This is a genomic window from Nostoc sp. UIC 10630, from assembly GCF_010747425.1.
Taxonomy (GTDB): Bacteria; Cyanobacteriota; Cyanobacteriia; order Cyanobacteriales; family Nostocaceae; genus Nostoc.
In genome coordinates, this window is sequence record NZ_JAAGOG010000013.1 from 59812 (window position 1) to 76156 (window position 16345).

At 39.3% G+C, this 16345-nt stretch carries 18 protein-coding genes and 2 pseudogenes; 16 read left to right on the forward strand and 4 right to left on the reverse strand.

The annotated features are described in order from the left end of the window. Positions 1-5: 5 nt before the first annotated feature. Positions 6-467: a GNAT family N-acetyltransferase gene (locus G1O98_RS05785; protein ID WP_163927695.1), complete on the reverse strand. Its 462-nt coding sequence runs from the start codon at positions 465-467 to the stop codon at positions 6-8. A gap of 268 nt (positions 468-735) precedes the next feature. Between G1O98_RS05785 and G1O98_RS05790 the strand changes: the two genes are divergently transcribed. The 8 genes from G1O98_RS05790 (at position 736) to G1O98_RS05825 (ending at position 8133) form a co-directional block, all read left to right on the forward strand. Further along, a complete protein-coding gene (locus G1O98_RS05790) occupies positions 736-1242 on the forward strand; it encodes a hypothetical protein (protein ID WP_012411376.1) in 507 nt (168 codons plus the stop codon). Between the two features lie 224 nt (positions 1243-1466). Then, a complete protein-coding gene (locus G1O98_RS05795; RefSeq protein ID WP_163927696.1) occupies positions 1467-1793 on the forward strand; it encodes a DUF6464 family protein in 327 nt (108 codons plus the stop codon). A 226-nt stretch (positions 1794-2019) separates the two neighbouring features. Continuing rightward, entirely contained in the window at positions 2020-3264 is a 1245-nt protein-coding gene (locus tag G1O98_RS05800) for an ABC transporter substrate-binding protein (protein WP_163927697.1), read from the forward strand. Between the two features lie 7 nt (positions 3265-3271). Further along, a complete protein-coding gene (locus G1O98_RS05805) occupies positions 3272-4222 on the forward strand; it encodes a branched-chain amino acid ABC transporter permease (RefSeq protein WP_163927698.1) in 951 nt (316 codons plus the stop codon). Positions 4223-4236: 14 nt separating this feature from the next. Next, a complete protein-coding gene (locus G1O98_RS05810; RefSeq protein ID WP_163927699.1) occupies positions 4237-4839 on the forward strand; it encodes a Uma2 family endonuclease in 603 nt (200 codons plus the stop codon). A gap of 15 nt (positions 4840-4854) precedes the next feature. Continuing rightward, on the forward strand, positions 4855-5808 hold the full coding sequence (locus G1O98_RS05815) for a branched-chain amino acid ABC transporter permease (RefSeq protein ID WP_163927700.1): 954 nt from the start codon (positions 4855-4857) through the stop codon (positions 5806-5808). 31 nt (positions 5809-5839) lie between these two features. After that, complete coding sequence (locus G1O98_RS05820; RefSeq protein WP_163927701.1) at positions 5840-7366, forward strand: GMC family oxidoreductase N-terminal domain-containing protein; 1527 nt, start codon at positions 5840-5842, stop codon at positions 7364-7366. Then, positions 7363-8133 carry an ABC transporter ATP-binding protein gene (locus tag G1O98_RS05825; protein WP_163927702.1) on the forward strand — a complete coding sequence of 257 codons (771 nt, stop codon included), beginning with the start codon at positions 7363-7365 and terminating at the stop codon, positions 8131-8133. Before G1O98_RS05820 ends, G1O98_RS05825 begins: the two co-directional genes overlap by 4 nt. 15 nt (positions 8134-8148) lie before the next feature. On the opposite strand, the pseudogene G1O98_RS05830 reads toward G1O98_RS05825, so the two are convergent. Together G1O98_RS05830 and G1O98_RS05835 are read right to left on the reverse strand one after the other, a co-directional pair. Further along, a pseudogene (locus G1O98_RS05830) lies at positions 8149-8487 on the reverse strand (transposase); the annotation flags it as partial. Between the two features lie 367 nt (positions 8488-8854). Continuing rightward, on the reverse strand, positions 8855-9694 hold the full coding sequence (locus G1O98_RS05835) for a DUF4351 domain-containing protein (protein ID WP_163927714.1): 840 nt from the start codon (positions 9692-9694) through the stop codon (positions 8855-8857). A gap of 219 nt (positions 9695-9913) precedes the next feature. On the opposite strand from G1O98_RS05835, the gene G1O98_RS05840 reads away from it, so the two are divergent. From G1O98_RS05840 to G1O98_RS05875, 8 genes and pseudogenes are all read left to right on the forward strand, one after another. After that, positions 9914-10645 (forward strand): ABC transporter ATP-binding protein, encoded by a 732-nt coding sequence (locus G1O98_RS05840; RefSeq protein ID WP_163927704.1) that lies wholly within the window; start codon positions 9914-9916, stop codon positions 10643-10645. Between the two features lie 11 nt (positions 10646-10656). After that, entirely contained in the window at positions 10657-10977 is a 321-nt protein-coding gene (locus tag G1O98_RS05845; protein WP_163927705.1) for a hypothetical protein, read from the forward strand. A gap of 4 nt (positions 10978-10981) precedes the next feature. Further along, positions 10982-11329, forward strand: a complete 348-nt coding sequence (locus tag G1O98_RS05850; RefSeq protein ID WP_163927706.1) for a DUF1493 family protein — start codon at positions 10982-10984, stop codon at positions 11327-11329. A 165-nt stretch (positions 11330-11494) separates the two neighbouring features. After that, positions 11495-12142 carry a histidine phosphatase family protein gene (locus G1O98_RS05855; RefSeq protein ID WP_163927707.1) on the forward strand — a complete coding sequence of 216 codons (648 nt, stop codon included), beginning with the start codon at positions 11495-11497 and terminating at the stop codon, positions 12140-12142. A gap of 84 nt (positions 12143-12226) precedes the next feature. Continuing rightward, positions 12227-13252 (forward strand): glucokinase, encoded by a 1026-nt coding sequence (locus tag G1O98_RS05860; protein WP_163927708.1) that lies wholly within the window; start codon positions 12227-12229, stop codon positions 13250-13252. A 45-nt stretch (positions 13253-13297) separates the two neighbouring features. Continuing rightward, positions 13298-13900, forward strand: a complete 603-nt coding sequence (locus G1O98_RS05865; protein WP_163927709.1) for a hypothetical protein — start codon at positions 13298-13300, stop codon at positions 13898-13900. 536 nt (positions 13901-14436) lie between these two features. After that, positions 14437-14816, forward strand: a pseudogene (locus G1O98_RS05870) (fasciclin domain-containing protein). A 935-nt stretch (positions 14817-15751) separates the two neighbouring features. Beyond that, positions 15752-16000 carry a DUF1816 domain-containing protein gene (locus G1O98_RS05875; RefSeq protein WP_163927710.1) on the forward strand — a complete coding sequence of 83 codons (249 nt, stop codon included), beginning with the start codon at positions 15752-15754 and terminating at the stop codon, positions 15998-16000. On the opposite strand, the gene G1O98_RS05880 is transcribed toward G1O98_RS05875, so the two are convergent. Further along, positions 15964-16345: DUF3775 domain-containing protein (locus tag G1O98_RS05880; RefSeq protein ID WP_207794490.1), on the reverse strand; the 382-nt coding region annotated here is incomplete at its 5' end. The two genes, G1O98_RS05875 and G1O98_RS05880, sit on opposite strands and share 37 nt — an antisense overlap.

Sequence of the window (16345 nt, forward strand, 5' to 3'; positions counted from 1 at the left end):
AATTATTAAATTGATTTTTCCATAATAAAATTTGTCAGCTTTTGCCCTCTCCGTTCTACCTCTTGCTGTTTCACAACAATAAAATTCTGGCTTTCAAAAAACGGTTTAGCTGTAATACTAGCTTCTGTAAATAATCTTTCAATTCCTAAATCTTTTGCTTTGGATTCAAGCTGCTCTAAGATTTTTTTACCAATCCCTTTTCTTTGAAAATCTTTATGACAGTAAAAACGGTCAATATGCCCATTAGCCTCTAATTCCCCAAAACCGATAATTTTACCATTTTCCTCTGCTACATAAGTAAACTTACTTCCTAAACCTTTAATCCAAAGGTCAATATCCATATTTGCTGGTGCCCAAGCATCTACTTGTTCTTGTGTGTAATCATGAATGTTCACTTCATGAATAGTGTCGTAGAACAATTTCATAATTTCTTCGGTATCAGCTATTTGGTATATTCTTAATCTCATTTTTTAAAAAATTAAATATGAGTTCTATAAAAATATTATCAGCGCTAGCAAGTCTTTTGCCCTTATACAGTAGCAGAACTTACGCAAATAACACAGGTAGCAGCAAGACCATTTTGAGTCTACGTAAATCTCCCCGGAGTGCGTGTAGTTTTGCGTAAGTCCTAATCATAATTCCTCAGATTAAATCTCGTATAAAAAATTTATAGTACAAGTATACTAATTTGCTGCTAAGATGCCTTAAAAGTCAGCTAGCCTTACTTGAGGTAGTATGAAAAAAATCTTAGACACGGACAAAAAACCCATTTTGCTGAAAGTCTCGCTGTTGCAGCCTACACCTGTAACTACTGCAATAGTGCCACTGCAACCCCAACAGGAAAAAATCATCAGTGAACGAGAGCGTTTGATAACACAAGTAGAGCGTATCAATCAGATGGCGGGAGAGTTGGAAGCAGCGATATTGGAGTTGAAAGCGATCGCTAACACACTGAATAGTCAAAAACGTTACCCACTCTTGAAGAAGGAGCTAGGTAAACAAATTTGTCAGTATTTCGCAATTAGTGTCCCTTGGGTGAAACGAAAACCTGACGAATCATTTATTTTGACAACGCGAAAAGTTGATTTATTCCGAGCCGAAAGGGAAGCCGCACTGCTAGCACAGCAACTTCGTCAGCAAACCAAAAAAAGATTAGCATCGCAGCGACACAGAAAAAACAAGAATGGGGCGGAGACTGACACAAGACACTTTTGCAAAAAGGCATTAGTCAACAAATCTTAAAATTATCAACATTCAACGGCAGTTCACGCCTGGGTTGTAACAGTTATGCTGATTGAAGTGGCAGAAGGAACTTCTTCGTTAAAATTGCTAAATACTACACTGCCATTGCTAATCGCCACCAACTATGGTTGCAATTAGGCAAAACTGCCCTAATATTTGCACTTCCGTAAACCAGAGTGCAACATCAGGGACAATCAATCAGCGCACAGAAGAGGTAAAAAAAGGTGTTAAAGACACTTTTAGTAATTGCCGTTGGTTTTTTACCGTCCCTGATTTCTCTGTGGGCGATCCGCAAAACCCATGCGCGATCGCGCCTACGGATGAGGCAAGCAGCCATGAATTTTTCAGTAGTGCAGGGACGGCAAAACCTTAGACCGATTGAAAGCGATCGCTATTATTTAGAAGGGGTAGGTTATTTAATTGGCGACATCAGCTGCAAATTTAATGCCCGCTCTGGTTATATGCGTTGTGCTGTCAATCCCGACGGCCCATGTAACGGTTGCCGTCACTACGAACCTAAAGGATTACCTGGTAGCGAAAAAGAGGTTTAAAAGTACTTACTTAGGATTCAACTAAACTGATGGGGAATGATAAAATCATTACTAATTATAATAATTTGTATTTAGCAGCACTTTGAATATTTGTCTTTGCATGGTGAAATAAGAATGATTTAATAGAATTCGTGCAAAAGTATAAATCTGCGTCATTTTGTTTGTAGATTATGAAAATTACTGTGAGCTTTTGCCGAATATCTAATAACTACATGATTATTTAACGATGAACAACGCGATCGCTCAGACAACAGCATTATTATCAACTTGCGCTTTGCTACTAACAGGCTGTGGTGGCGGTGGCTCTGTGACAAATCCTCCAAATAGTACTCCAAATAACACTACAACTAACACCGCCCAGACAACGACTACATCGGGTGCGATTCCCATCGGTATTGCTTTAGCACAAACCAGCAACGTAGCATTACTTGGTCAAGAGGGATTTGTGGGAGCCAGAATTGCCGAGAAGTATTTCAATAGTAAAGGTGGTATTAATGGCACTCCGATTAAATTAATAGCCCAAGATACTAGCGGTGATGAAGCTGGAGCAATTAACGCTTTTCAAACTTTAATTAACAAGGATAAAGTTGTCGGTATTGTTGGCCCTACTTTGTCACAACAAGCGTTTAGTGCTGACCCCATTGCCGAACGTGCTAAAGTTCCAGTTATTGGAGCATCAAATACCGCAAACGGAATTCCCGAAATTGGTGATTATGTAGCTCGTGTATCTGCCCCCGTCTCGATAGTTGCCCCTAATTCTGTGAAAGCTGCACTAAAGCAGAATCCTCAAATCAAAAAAGTGGCAGTTTTTTACGCCCAAAATGACGCATTTAATAAATCAGAAACAGAGATTTTTCAAAAAGCAGTTAAAGAACAAGGGCTAGAATTAGTAACAGTTCAAAAGTTCCAAACTACTGATACAGACTTTCAAGCCCAAGCTACCAATGCAATTAACTTAAAACCAGATTTAGTAATTATTTCGGGTCTAGCTGCTGATGGTGGTAACTTAGTGCGGCAACTGCGAGAGTTGGGTTATAAAGGCATAATTATTGGTGGTAATGGTCTAAATACACCCAATGTTTTATCAGTCTGTAAAGCCCTTTGCGATGGTGTGTTGATTGCTCAAGCTTACAGTCCTGAATATCCTGGTGAGATTAATAAGGTATTTCGCCAAACCTATATTGAGCAATATAAGAAAGAACCAGCCCAATTTACCGGTCAATCTTTTGCGGCGGTACAGGTGTATGTTGAAGCTCTGAAAGAGTTGGATAAAAAAACCAAAATCAGCACCTTACCTCTTGATAAACTGCGGACAGAATTGAACAAGCAAATACTAGCTGGAAAGTATGATACTCCTTTAGGTGAGATTGCTTTTACACCAGTAGGTGATGTGATTCAAAAAGAATTTTACGTTGCCAAGATCAAGATGGATAAAGATGGGAACAGTGGAAAATTCGTATTTATAAAATAGTTGCAACATGGATATAACTCTATTTCTGCAACAATTTTTGAACGGATTATCTATTGGTAGTATCTATGCAATTTTTGCATTGGGATATACCTTAGTTTATTCAATTTTGGGCATCATTAATTTAGCTCATGGCGCGATTTTTACCTTGGGTGCATATTTCACTTATGCCCTGATGGGTGGTAACTTTGGATTTAATGGCTTGCTAGCTAATGCAGCCTTGCCAATAAAATTGCCATTTGCTATAGCCTTAATTTTAGGAAGTACCTTGGCAGGATTGATTGGGGTAGTAATGGAACGGGTTGCTTTTCAACCTTTGCGCCGTCAAGGATCTGATCCCTTATTAACTGTTGTTTCCAGCTTGGGGGTAGCAGTGGTAATTGTGAACTTAATCCAGTATTTAGTAGGCGCAGAAAGTTACACATACCCCGCAGATACTTATGGGAATTTACCACCTTCGATTAATTTTGGTACTCCAGAAAAGGAAATTCCTATTCGCACCGTTCAGATAATAATTTTTGCTGTATCAGTTGCGATTGTGGCAATTATTACCTATTTTATCAATCGGACTAAGTATGGTAAAGCAATGCAGGCGATCGCAGAAGATCCGACTACAGCTAGTTTGTTAGGCATTAATAGCGATCGCTTTATCATCCTCACATTCTTCATCAGCAGTTTCTTAGCAGGATTAGCAGGAACCTTAGTCGCCTCTAGTGTTAGTATTGCTGGCCCATATTTTGGCATTGCTTTTGGGTTGCGGGGTTTAGCGGTAATTGTCTTAGGTGGTTTAGGTAGTATTCCCGGCGCAGTTTTAGGAGGATTACTCATTGGATTAGTTGAAGCTTTTGTGCCGGCAGAATATTCCGGTTACAAAGAAGCTGTAGCCTACGGAATATTATTTATCATGTTGTTAGTTAGACCCCAAGGCTTGCTAGGTCGTCGGTTTATCCAAAAAGTTTAAAGAGACGTAGCGTGATGAAAACATACACCAAACAAAAATTAACTTTCGATCAATTTTTGGAAGAATGTCCAGAAGAAGGTTTATATGAACTTGTGGATGGGGAAATTGTAGAAGTGCGTGCAACGAGAAATCATGATGATATCGCTGATTTTATATTGTTGAGTTTCAATGATGAAATTAAACGTCTAAACCTGAATTACGTAGTAAAAAACACAGCACTTTTAAAAACCATAACTGCCAATGGAATAGAACAAGGACGCAAGCCTGATGTCAGTGTGATAGATAAAGATGTATGGCGCTCAAATCGTTCTGCTTATTCTGCACTTGAAGAACCTATCCAGCTAGCTATCGAGGTAACATCAACTAATTGGGAAGATGACTACATTGATAAATTAGATGAATATCAACGCTTAGGTATTACAGAATATTGGATTGTAGATTATTTAGCAATTGGTTCAAGAGAGTATTTGGAAAATCCCAAAGTTCCGACTGTGTTTGTTTTTTTATTAGATGCCGAGGGTAAATCTCAACGCACATATTTTAGAGGTTCAGAAAGAATTGTGTCACGAACTTTTCCTGAACTGGCGTTAACAGCAGAGCAAATATTAACAGCTTAATCAAAATATTTTACAATGGCTGAATTTTTCTCTACTTATGAATCACCAATAGTCTACATGGTATTGGAGGCTTTATTAGGATTATCGCTTTATTTACCCCTAATGGCTGGACAATTATCTTTGGCTAGTCCTGGATTTTATGCTTTAGGTGGATATATTGCAGCGATTTTATCTACAAAAGTTTTTCCATCTAGTAATAATTTATTTCCCATTCCATTACTTTTATTAGAAATGTTGATTGCTGGTTTAATCTCCGGTATATTAGCTGTAATAGTGGGAATTCCGGCATTAAGGTTACGGGGAATTTATTTAGCGATCGCAACTATTGCTTTTGTAGAAGTATTGCGAGTTGTATCCTTAAATTTAGATATTACAGGCGGTGCTGTAGGAATTTTTGGTATTCCTCAACCATTCCAAAGCCAAATCGAATATTTGTGGATTGCTGTACCATTACTGTTAGTTAGTATGGTATTATTTTACCGTTTAGAACGCATTCGCACAGGTAGGGCATTCATTGCTATCCGCGAAGATGAATTAGCTGCCAGTGCAATGGGAATCAACCCCACCTACTACAAAGTTTTAGCCTTTACTCTCGGAGCAATGCTTGCTGGAATTGTAGGTGTCATCAGCGCTCATTTTCTCAATACCTGGAATGCTCGACAAGGTACTTTTGATGCTAGCATCACTTATTTGACGATTGTGTTAATTGGTGGTTCTAGAACTTTTTTAGGTTCGGTGGTAGGTGCGATTGTATTAAAAGTTTTATTAGAAATTGTTTTACGAAGAATCGCCGATATACCAGGATTACCCAATTGGTTAGCCCAATTTTTACGAGATGGTAGATTAATTATTTATGGTATATTAATAGTCTTAGGAACTATATTTTTTCCCCAAGGATTTGTAACTCCAGATATTTTGAAAAAGTGTAAAAAGCAGTTGAGAAAGCTAATTTTCAAAACATCAAAATAGACAAGTTAATAAATAGAATACAGATAATATTATGAAGGATAAATATGATTATATTGTAATTGGTGCAGGTTCGGCTGGTTGTGTCGTCGCAAATCGGTTGACAGAAGATGCCGAAACGACTGTATTGTTGCTAGAGGCAGGCAATCCGCCTAACTTGCCAGAACACGAAATTCCTCTAGCCTGGACAAAACTTTGGGGTACAGAGGCGGACTGGGCATATTTTACAGAAGAAGAACCGTATATCAATAACCGGAAAATTTATTGTCCGCGCGGGAAAGTCTTAGGTGGCACTAGTGCGATCAATGCCATGATCTATATTCGAGGCAGTCGGGTTGATTATGACCATTGGGAGAAATTAGGCAATGTTGGTTGGAGTTATGAAGATGTGTTGCCCTATTTCCAGAAATCTGAAAATCAGCAACGAGGAGCATCTGAATTTCACGGAGTTGATGGATTGCTGAGTGTGACAGATCCTTTAGCTCCTAGCGTCATGTCACAAAAATTTCTGGAAGCCGCTATTGGACTTGGCTATGAGCGCAATCCTGATTTTAATGGCGCACAACAGCACGGAGCCGGATTTTATCAGTTGACAATTAAAGATGGTAAGCGCCACAGTACGGCGACTGCGTTTCTACTACCGATTTTGGAGCGTCCCAACTTAACCGTCACAACTGGCGCGTTAGTTACTAGATTATTGTTTGAGGGAACGCAGACTGTAGGCGTAGAATATATCCATGAGGGAACGATACACCAAGTTCGGGTAGAACAGGAAGTGATTCTAAGTGCTGGTGCGATCGATTCGCCCAAGCTGTTGATGCTCTCTGGGATTGGCAATGCAGAACATCTACAGAATTTCGACATTCCTGTAGTCGTTGATTTACCTGGTGTCGGTCAGAACCTCCAAGATCACATTCTAGTCGGCGTAGCACACGAAGCAACCCAGGATTTGCAACCCGATTTAACCAGCAATATTGCAGAAGTTGGATTGTTCCTGCATACTGAAGGTCGTTTAGATGCTGTGCCCGATTTACAGTTTTTCTCTGGCCCTGTTTTATGGACACATCCTGCTTATGCACGTTCTGCGCCAGGATTCACGGCTACAGTTTGTGTGACTAATCCCGAAAGTCGTGGTAGTGTCAGTCTGAGTTCTGCTTTTTCCAAAGACCCAGCTATAATTCAGATGAATTATCTCCAAAGTGAATCTGATTTGCAAAAGCTCCTGGCAGGGGTCAAAATTATACGGCAGATATTCCACTCAAGTGTATTTGATGAGTTGCGAGGAGAAGAAGCAGCCCCTGGTGCTGATAATAAGAGTGATGAAACACTCCTAGCTTACATCCGGGAAACCTGTGACAGTGTATACCACCCAGTCGGCACTTGTAAAATGGGAACTGACGCTGATTCAGTAGTAAACCCCGAACTAAGAGTTCATGGTGTTGCTGGATTACGTGTAGTAGATGCATCAATTATGCCAACTATTACCACGGGAAACACAAATGCACCCACAATTATGATTGGTGAAAAAGCAGCCGATTTGATTAAAGCCACAGCGCAATGACAAATAACATTGTTTTAGAAGCCAAATCACTAACTCGCCGTTTTGGGGGTTTAGTAGCGGTGAATAATGTATCTTTTACAGTCAATCAACATGAGATTTTTGGATTAATTGGCCCTAACGGCGCTGGGAAAACAACACTGTTTAATTTGATTACAGCTTTTATTCCCCTTTCTAGTGGAGAGTTGCGCTATCAAGGTGCTAATATTTCCCAGCTACGCCCGCATCAAATTGCAGGTTTAGGTATTGCTAGGACTTTTCAAAATATTCGCTTATTTGGTGAATTGTCAGCGCTAGAAAATGTAATAATTGCCCGACATTTAGATAATAAAAGTAATCTATTAACAGGAGTTTTGGGATTACCACCAGCGCGTCGGGAAGAGAAAAAAAGCAGGCGAAAAGCTTTACAATTATTAGAAATGGTGGGATTGAGCGATCGCGCTGACGAAAAAGCTAAAAACTTCGCCTACGGCGATCAGCGTCGCCTGGAAATTGCCCGCGCTTTAGCCTTAGAACCGCAAATCTTACTCCTCGACGAACCGGCGGCGGGGATGAACCCCAACGAAAAGCAGCAGCTGAGTGAATTTATCCGCAGTCTGCGAGAACAGTTTAATTTGACAATTGTGCTGATTGAACACCATGTACCCTTGGTTATGGGTTTGTGCGATCGCATTGCCGTGTTAGATTTTGGGCAGTTGATTGCTTTGGGTGAACCATCTATAGTTAGAAACGACCCGGCTGTAATTGAAGCTTATTTGGGAAATGAATGATAACTAACTTGAGAATTACAAAATCTGTTGCAATTCCTCAACAGTATTTGCAGTGACAATATTTCGTAAAATTGTCTTCAAACGCTCCAAATCCTGAATCTGATTAATCTGTGGCATTAATTGTAAGCCGCGATCGCTAAATTTCAACTCTAAATTAATTTCAATCGCAGAAAGTATTCCTCGTAGTTCTCCGCTTGTTTTCCCGCGTTCTTCTCCACGTGCTTCCCCTTCGCGCAAAATTTCTTGATACCAAGGTGACTCACGTAATACAGACATATCCCACCTCATGATTTCTTGAACGAGCGTATTCTCTAAAACAAACGTAGCAAAAAAAGCTAGAACTGTTTCCAGTTGTTGCGTTCGCCCTTGGCGTTAGCAAAGCCATCGCTTTCGTGTTTAATAAAAGCAAATTTGCTAAGTTTTTATATTGAAGTTGGGGAGTCGTTGATTGAATTCGGGCAGTCGTTAATTGAATTCGGGTAGTCGTTGATTGAATTCGGGTAGTCGTTGATTGAATTCGGGCAGTTGTTGATTGAATTCGGTCAATCGTTGATTTAATTTAGGCAGCCGTTGATTGAATTCGGGCAGTCGTTGATTGAATTTGGGTAGCCACAAAGGGCTTACGCACTCTTAAACGTGGTTTTCAGCGCTACTGTATTTTCCTCGTAGAGGAGTCGCACAGAAGCCCACACTCACCGTCGATAGGAGTGTGTAGAGTGTGTCACGCAGATATAATTGTGAGAAATTCGTCTAAAGAATTCACTGCGATCGCGCTATCCATTAAAATTTCTAATTGTTCTACATTTTTGCCCTCAAGCCTTACTTCTACTTCATGGGGAATTTCGCCAAAGCGTTGTTCCAATACTCGGATTAACTGCCGTCGCGCACCCTCTTGAATACCTCTTTGCTCAATCTCGTGATACCAAGGCGATTCTCGCAATATTGCCATATCCCACCTCATCATTTGTTGCACTAAAGGCGTTTCTAAAACAAAGCTAGCAAAAAATGCCAGCAATGATTCTAATTGGTTAAACTGTGCATCTGCTCGTAGCGCCTGTAATGCGCGTTGCACAACTGATACCTCTCCTCCTCCTCGCAGGATTGGCACAAAGGGTAACAACGATGGTAATGGTTGCTCAAACACTATTTCAGCATCGATTTCCCACAAATTAATCACGCGATAATCTTGGATGGCACGTAATCCCAAAAATTCCTGTTTGTAACTATTGACAATAGTTAAGGCGGATGGAGGCGGCAAAATATTGATCAGTACTGGATAAGTTGGCAATCGGTAGCGTTCTTGTGCCAAGGCAGCATAAGCTCTCATGCGTAGAGGCATCTGTGCTGTATAACGCAGTTGTAGTTCATTTAATACTAAAAAATCCCCGTGAGTGGCACTGTATGCCTTCACCAATACATCTGTTTCACGGCTAATCCACTGAAACTCAGAACCGAAAATTTCTTTCGCCACAACTTCAGGACGCTGTGTCACCCATTGTAACCATGCATCGGGAGCTAAATTAATTAGTCGTTTGCTACCAATATCTACTGCTTTTGCCACAGGACGCTTGATATCTTTATCAGTAATTAATAGTACATCATAAAGATTGCAGTATTCTGGCATTGGTTTTTAGGGTCAAACAAAAAGATTTTTGTTTTACTTTTAGTCGCCAGGGCTTTTCAAATATACTTTTAGACGGGCTTTTCTGCATCGCACTGTTTTAATAAATGTATGATTAATGTATGTTAGGTTTTGAATCAATATTTCTGTAAACCGCCGATGAAAGCCGATAGTAAACCAAATTATACAATTTTAGAAGTTCAAGAACTTGATGTTAACTATGGCGGTATCCAAGCTCTGAAAAAAATTAATTTAATTATTCAAAAAGGCGAGGTAGTTACTCTAATTGGTGCTAATGGTGCTGGTAAGACTACTACACTCCGTGCCATAAGTAAAGTAGTTAATCCTAAGAGTGGCGGAATTATCTATAATGGACATAATATTACCCGCCGCCAAACTCACGAAGTTGTACAACTTGGTATTGCCCATTGTCCTGAAGGACGCAGAGTATTAGCGCGACAAACAGTATTTGATAATTTACTTTTGGGTGCTTATATTCGCTCCAATCAAGCTGAGATTAAAGCAGATATTCAGCGTCAATTTGAGTTATTTCCACGTTTGTCACAAAGACGCAATCAACTAGCAGGAACCCTCAGTGGTGGTGAACAACAAATGTTAGCGATCGCTCGCGCTGTCATGAGTAAACCACAACTCTTACTGTTAGACGAGCCTAGCTTAGGTTTAGCACCTGCGATCGTCCGAGAAATCTTCTCAATTATTGAAAATCTTCGTGCTACAGGCGTGACTATTTTGTTAGTTGAACAAAACGCTAATTTGGCGCTACAAATTGCCGATCGCGGTTATGTTTTAGAAGCTGGTTCTATAACTTTAACAGGCGCAGCATCAGAATTAATTAGTGATGAGCGAGTTAAAAAGGCTTATTTAGGGTAAATACTATATTGATGTTTACATTATTTAAGGGTTCAACATTTCAAGATTGTCTTAACACAGTCCGTTCGCGTCCTGGTCTTTATCTAGGTAGGAAATCCTTAACCGCGCTACAGGCTTTGCTACTAGGTTATAAACAAGCAGTTGTTGAACATAATATTCCTGAAGTAGAGCAACTCAATTGCGAGCTAGAAGATAAGTTTGATGAGTGGTTACGCAAAAATTATGACATGGGTAACGCTATAAATTGGTATTTATTCATCATCGATCAAACTGAATCTGAGGTAGTAGCATTCAATAGATTCTTGGAACTTTGGGATGAGTTTCGCAAATAAATTTATGTCATTTACAGATAGATTTAATCAACTTGCAGCAATTCTTTCTAATGAAGTGGGTGTGCAAACAAAAGATATTACTCTTAATACACGGCTTCGGGAAGACCTCAAAATAGATGGTGATGATGCTGATGTAATATTTTATAAAATTGCCGAACAGTTTAGTGTAGATTGGCAGGGGTTTGTTTTTTACCGCTACTTCCATGAAGAAGCACATTTATTTTCTCTACTTTTTGAGTATTACTATCGCAAACGTCACGGCAAACTCAAAACAATTAACGTCAACCATCTACTATCAGTTATTGAGCGTGGAGGTTGGTTTGAACCGTCCCAATCTGGTACAGACATTTAATTTTATTACACAATCTTAACTAATTTATACTGATAAGTTTTTCAAATAAATTATATTATTACAAATTATTACGATTTTTGTTTTATATTAATATTTGCAGCCCTCCTTGCAGATATCTATATATTTGTTTAGCGGCGAATTCTATTCACCGGAATCATTAAACCCATGAGTCAAATAGTCTGGATAGCAAGACACGCTAACCGCCTCGACTTCGTAAACCCCAATTGGTTTCTCACTGCCGAACGACGCTACGATCCACCTTTGTCTGATGATGGTATGGTGCAGGCACAACAGTTAGCTAGACGATTGAAAAAAGAAAACATTGGTCATATTTTTGCTTCCCCTTTCCTGCGAACCGTACAAACGGCAAACGCAGTTGCAGAATTGCTCAACTTGCCAATTAAATTGGAAACAGGTTTGAGTGAATGGCTAAATCCAGTTTGGATGACGGAAGAACCCGAAAGACTCTCAACTCCAGCATTGGCAGAGTTATTCCCCAGAATTGACAGCAGTTATACCTCGCGCATCGCTGCCAAATATCCTGAAACTCACGAAAAAGTGCGAGAACGTTCTGGGCAAACTGCGAGATGTTTAGCTACTGAGTTCTTCCCAGAGGATATCCTGCTAGTAGCACATGGGGCATCTGTGTTGGGGGGAGCAATGGGGCTAGTGGGGGAAATTGCCAAAACAGAAGTCAAGGCTTCTTTATGTTCGTTGGTAAAAGTGGTACGCGAAGATCCAGAATGGTTCTTAGAACTAACGGGAGATACTTCCCATTTAACCCACATAGAAGAAGTTATTCGATTTGCTTAAACCTCTGATAGTTATTTGTGTTCATGACTTCTGCTAGGTTGGGTATATCCTACAAAAAAAGTAATTAATTCGCGAATAAGTTCTATGACTTTATTACTAGCAGGAGACATCGGCGGTACGAAAACTATTCTGCGATTGGTTGAAACATCAGATTCAGAAGGTTCACATACTATTTATCAGGAAAGTTACCACAGTGCTGATTTTCCTGATTTAGTACCGATAGTGCAGCAGTTTTTGGTCAAAGGTAATACACCAATACCAAAAAAGGCTTGTTTTGCGATCGCAGGGCCCATTGTCAAAAATACTGCCAAACTGACCAATTTAGCCTGGTTCCTAGATACCGAACGGTTAGAAGAAGAATTGGGTATCCCACATATTTCTTTGATTAACGACTTCGCCGCCGTTGGCTATGGCATTTCAGGTTTACAAAAACAAGACTTGCTGACGTTGCAAGTTGGCAAATCTCAACCCGAAGCCCCCATTGGAATTATTGGTGCTGGTACTGGCTTAGGGCAAGGATTTTTAATTAAACAGGGAAACCACTATCAAGTTTTTCCCTCAGAAGGTGGACACGCTGACTTTGCCCCTCGAAACGAGATCGAGTTTCAATTGTTGAAATACCTGCTAGATAAACATGATATCCAACGCATTTCTGTAGAACGGGTAGTTTCTGGAATGGGAATTGTGGCGATTTATCAATTTTTGCGCGATCGCAAATTTGCCGCCGAATCACCAGATATTGCCAAAATCGTCAGAACTTGGGAACAAGAAGCTGGACAGGAAGAAAAAAGTGTCGATCCCGGTGCTGCTATTGGTACAGCCGCATTGCAAGGTAGCGATCGCCTTTCCGAACAAACCTTGCAATTATTTATAGACGCTTATGGTGCAGAAGCCGGCAATCTCGCCCTTAAACTCCTACCTTATGGTGGCTTATACATTGCTGGTGGGATTGCGCCCAAAATTCTCCCCTTAATCCAAAATAGCGGTTTCTTATTAAACTTCACCCAAAAAGGCAGGATGCGCCGCCTTCTCGAAGAAATACCTGTGTATATTATCCTCAACCCGCAAGTGGGGCTAATAGGTGCTGCTTTATGCGCTGCTAGGTTATAACAGCTAGCATCATCAGTGAGATCAGCATCTCAAAAGGTAAAACTTATGACAGTTAAAAGTCTGTTGCCATTAATCGCCGCCACCTTTATCTGTGGTGGTTCTATTCTCGTGGAAGCGCGTCAACCTAAACCTCCGGCGGTTGTTGTCAAACCAACCGTCTCTAAAACCGTGCAGCCACAATGGAAGGTATACACCGCTCCAGATGGTCGCTTTACTATTTTGATGCCGGGAAGACCCAACAGAAATACCGAATTCCAAAAAACTTATATGGGGGAAATTACCTTAGAAATATTTGCCGCACAACCGCCAAAACAGGAAGTAGCATACATAGTTGTTTACAATGATTTTCCTTATAGTTATGGTAAAATAACCGACCCACAAGCTGTACTAAATAATGCACGAGATATGGCTTTAAAGACTACGAAAAGCAATTTAATTAGTCAAAGAAATATTCGTAGTTATAATAATCATCCTGGCAAAGAAATTGAGTACATCAATTCTGGAGGAAAAATCACTAGAAGTAGAATGTATGTTGCCGAAGGAAGGTTATATCAAGTAATGGCAATAACTACAAAAAAACAGCAGAAGACATTAGCTAAAACTATTACTGGGTATTTAAATTCCTTCAATTTAGTTTTGAAAAAGTGAAATAACTCAAACTTCTACATATTAGCCTTGTAATCAATTACAGGGCTAATAATATGATACTCATTATGTTAATGCACCGTGAGTTCTCTGGGTAATTGAGCAGACTCAATATAAATAGGTAGACGTAAATAATGAAAAAATAGCGTATATTCTGTTACAGATTCTTTAATCACCGTAAACCTGATGAAAAATCTTGGATTGTCGCTAACAAGATTTTTCCATTAAACCTCATCTATGTTGAAACCTAGAGTTTTTTAAAAGATATATTTATGTAGGTTGGGTGGAGTGAAACGCAACCCAACATTACCAGCTTATTTATGTTGGGTTACGCTATCGCTGCACCCAACCTACAAAACTATGGTTCTCAAGGTAGACGAGGTTTGACTCCTAAATTCTGCTCTATTTTAATTATTTAATTTTTTTAGCTCATCTCATACAATTTATACGCTACTCAACCGCTTACTCAAACATGATTTCTAACACTAGGATGTCATACTAAAAATGATTAGCAAATTACACACAACCAAGTGAAATAAATGGCTGATATTATTGATCGTGCCGTTAATGCTGGTTCTTTTAGTACCCTAGTTGATGCAATCAAGGCTGCCAATCTTATAGATACTCTCAAAGGGGTTGACTCGTTTATCGCCTCTGCATCTACAGATCAAGCATTCGCAAAGCTTCCAGCCGGTACTGTAGAGACATTGCTTGAAAATATTAATAAGATCCAGGAACTCCTGACGTATCACGTTGTTTCCGGTAAGGTGATGCCCATAAAGCCGATTGAAGGTTCAAGTTTTAAAATTGACCCTTTCAATAGTTTCAATGTAGATTATAATTCACAGTTTCAAAATCCGATGCTGCTGATGATAACTGTGTCATCCACATCATTGTTGATTCCTCGATAAATATATAGATAGATAGCGAATCAATACGGTTAGGTTAAGAGAAGAGACGCGATAAATCGCCGTCTCTACAAAGGACTGCCATTTATCGTATCTTTGTGATCTATAACTTATAACTTTCATCAAAAAACTTTATCCGAACCGTATTGGATGGCGAATAACATCTGTGAGGTAGAAACTATTTATAGTCATTACCTCATTACTATCTATATATATTTTAAGTAGCTCAAATTTTCTTAGATATTAGGCCTCTATCCTAAGAGGATGTTGAAAAGTCCTATTCTGGTATCAAAACGTTTTAGACCCTCCTAAATCCCCCTTAAAAAGAGTGACTTTGATTCCGGTTCCCCTTTCTTTTTAAGGGGGTCTAGGGGGGATCAATAAGCGCCTAAAATCGCAGCCAACCACTTTTCAAACAATCTCTAAGAGGAGAGAGGCTTTGAATTAACTGTAAGGAGATATGGAGAGTTATACTTCACTCTTTTAAAGTTGTTTCACTTAGGCAATATTTTAGATAACAATATTATTCAATATCACTTAGTTAAGAATATTAGTAGGTTAGTTTTTGTTCCTAAACTCAACCTAAATATTTTACTTTTTAGGTTTAACCGAGCAGTATTACAGTATTATTTATCTTCAAATTTGCCTGATCAATAAAAACAACATTAGCTAAATAAATTCAACAATCGAGTGGTTGCAAATGAAACATTTATTAACGAGCCAAAATAATTTGATTATTGGCTCCACCCAAAACAATATATCTACAGAAATAAGTCAACCTATGAGGAGAAAGTATACTTGTCTTTGCTGTTCAAATGCTTTACTACGTCACGTGAATTCAGGGGGAGCTTACTGGCGTTGTAGCTCCTGCTATCAAGAAATGCCAGTGTAGAAAACAGAATCAAGAATGTCCTTAATCAAGTTAAATTAATCATTGGTATCCCTCATGAATTTATTTCAATCTAATCAATCGGAGTTTGCCTGGTGGGTAGAAATTAACACTGCTGTTCCTCGCTGTACTTATTACTTTGGCCCTTTTGATAGTGAAAAAGAGGCACAACTTTATAGAAGCGGCTATGTTGAAGACTTATATCAGGAAGAAGCCAGAGACATCATTGCGCTGGTCAAGCAATGTCAGCCTGATGACTTGACGATTTTTCATGAGAAAGCAGAAGTCCAAATATCTAGTTTTTGAAGCCCATCTCGCAGATATTTTGCTAAAAGAGGTTTTTCAATAATATAACTGGTTGCATAATTTTGAGGTATAATCTCTACTACTTGCTTAAGCAAGTTTGGGAAGTTTTCTGCTTGTTCACCTAATGCAGTTCTACCAAGCCACATCAAAGCTATTACCTCTACTTTTTCTTCTTCGGAGAATTCATGAATATATTTTTGCAGCATATTTATTGAACATCTCCCTGTAATATTTAAATCCTCTAAATAATAAGACAATTTATCTATAAATGTTTCTGGTTGGTTTGTTCTCCCAGAACCCATTGTTCCATAGATTAATTCAGCCATGTCAATAATTTTATATATT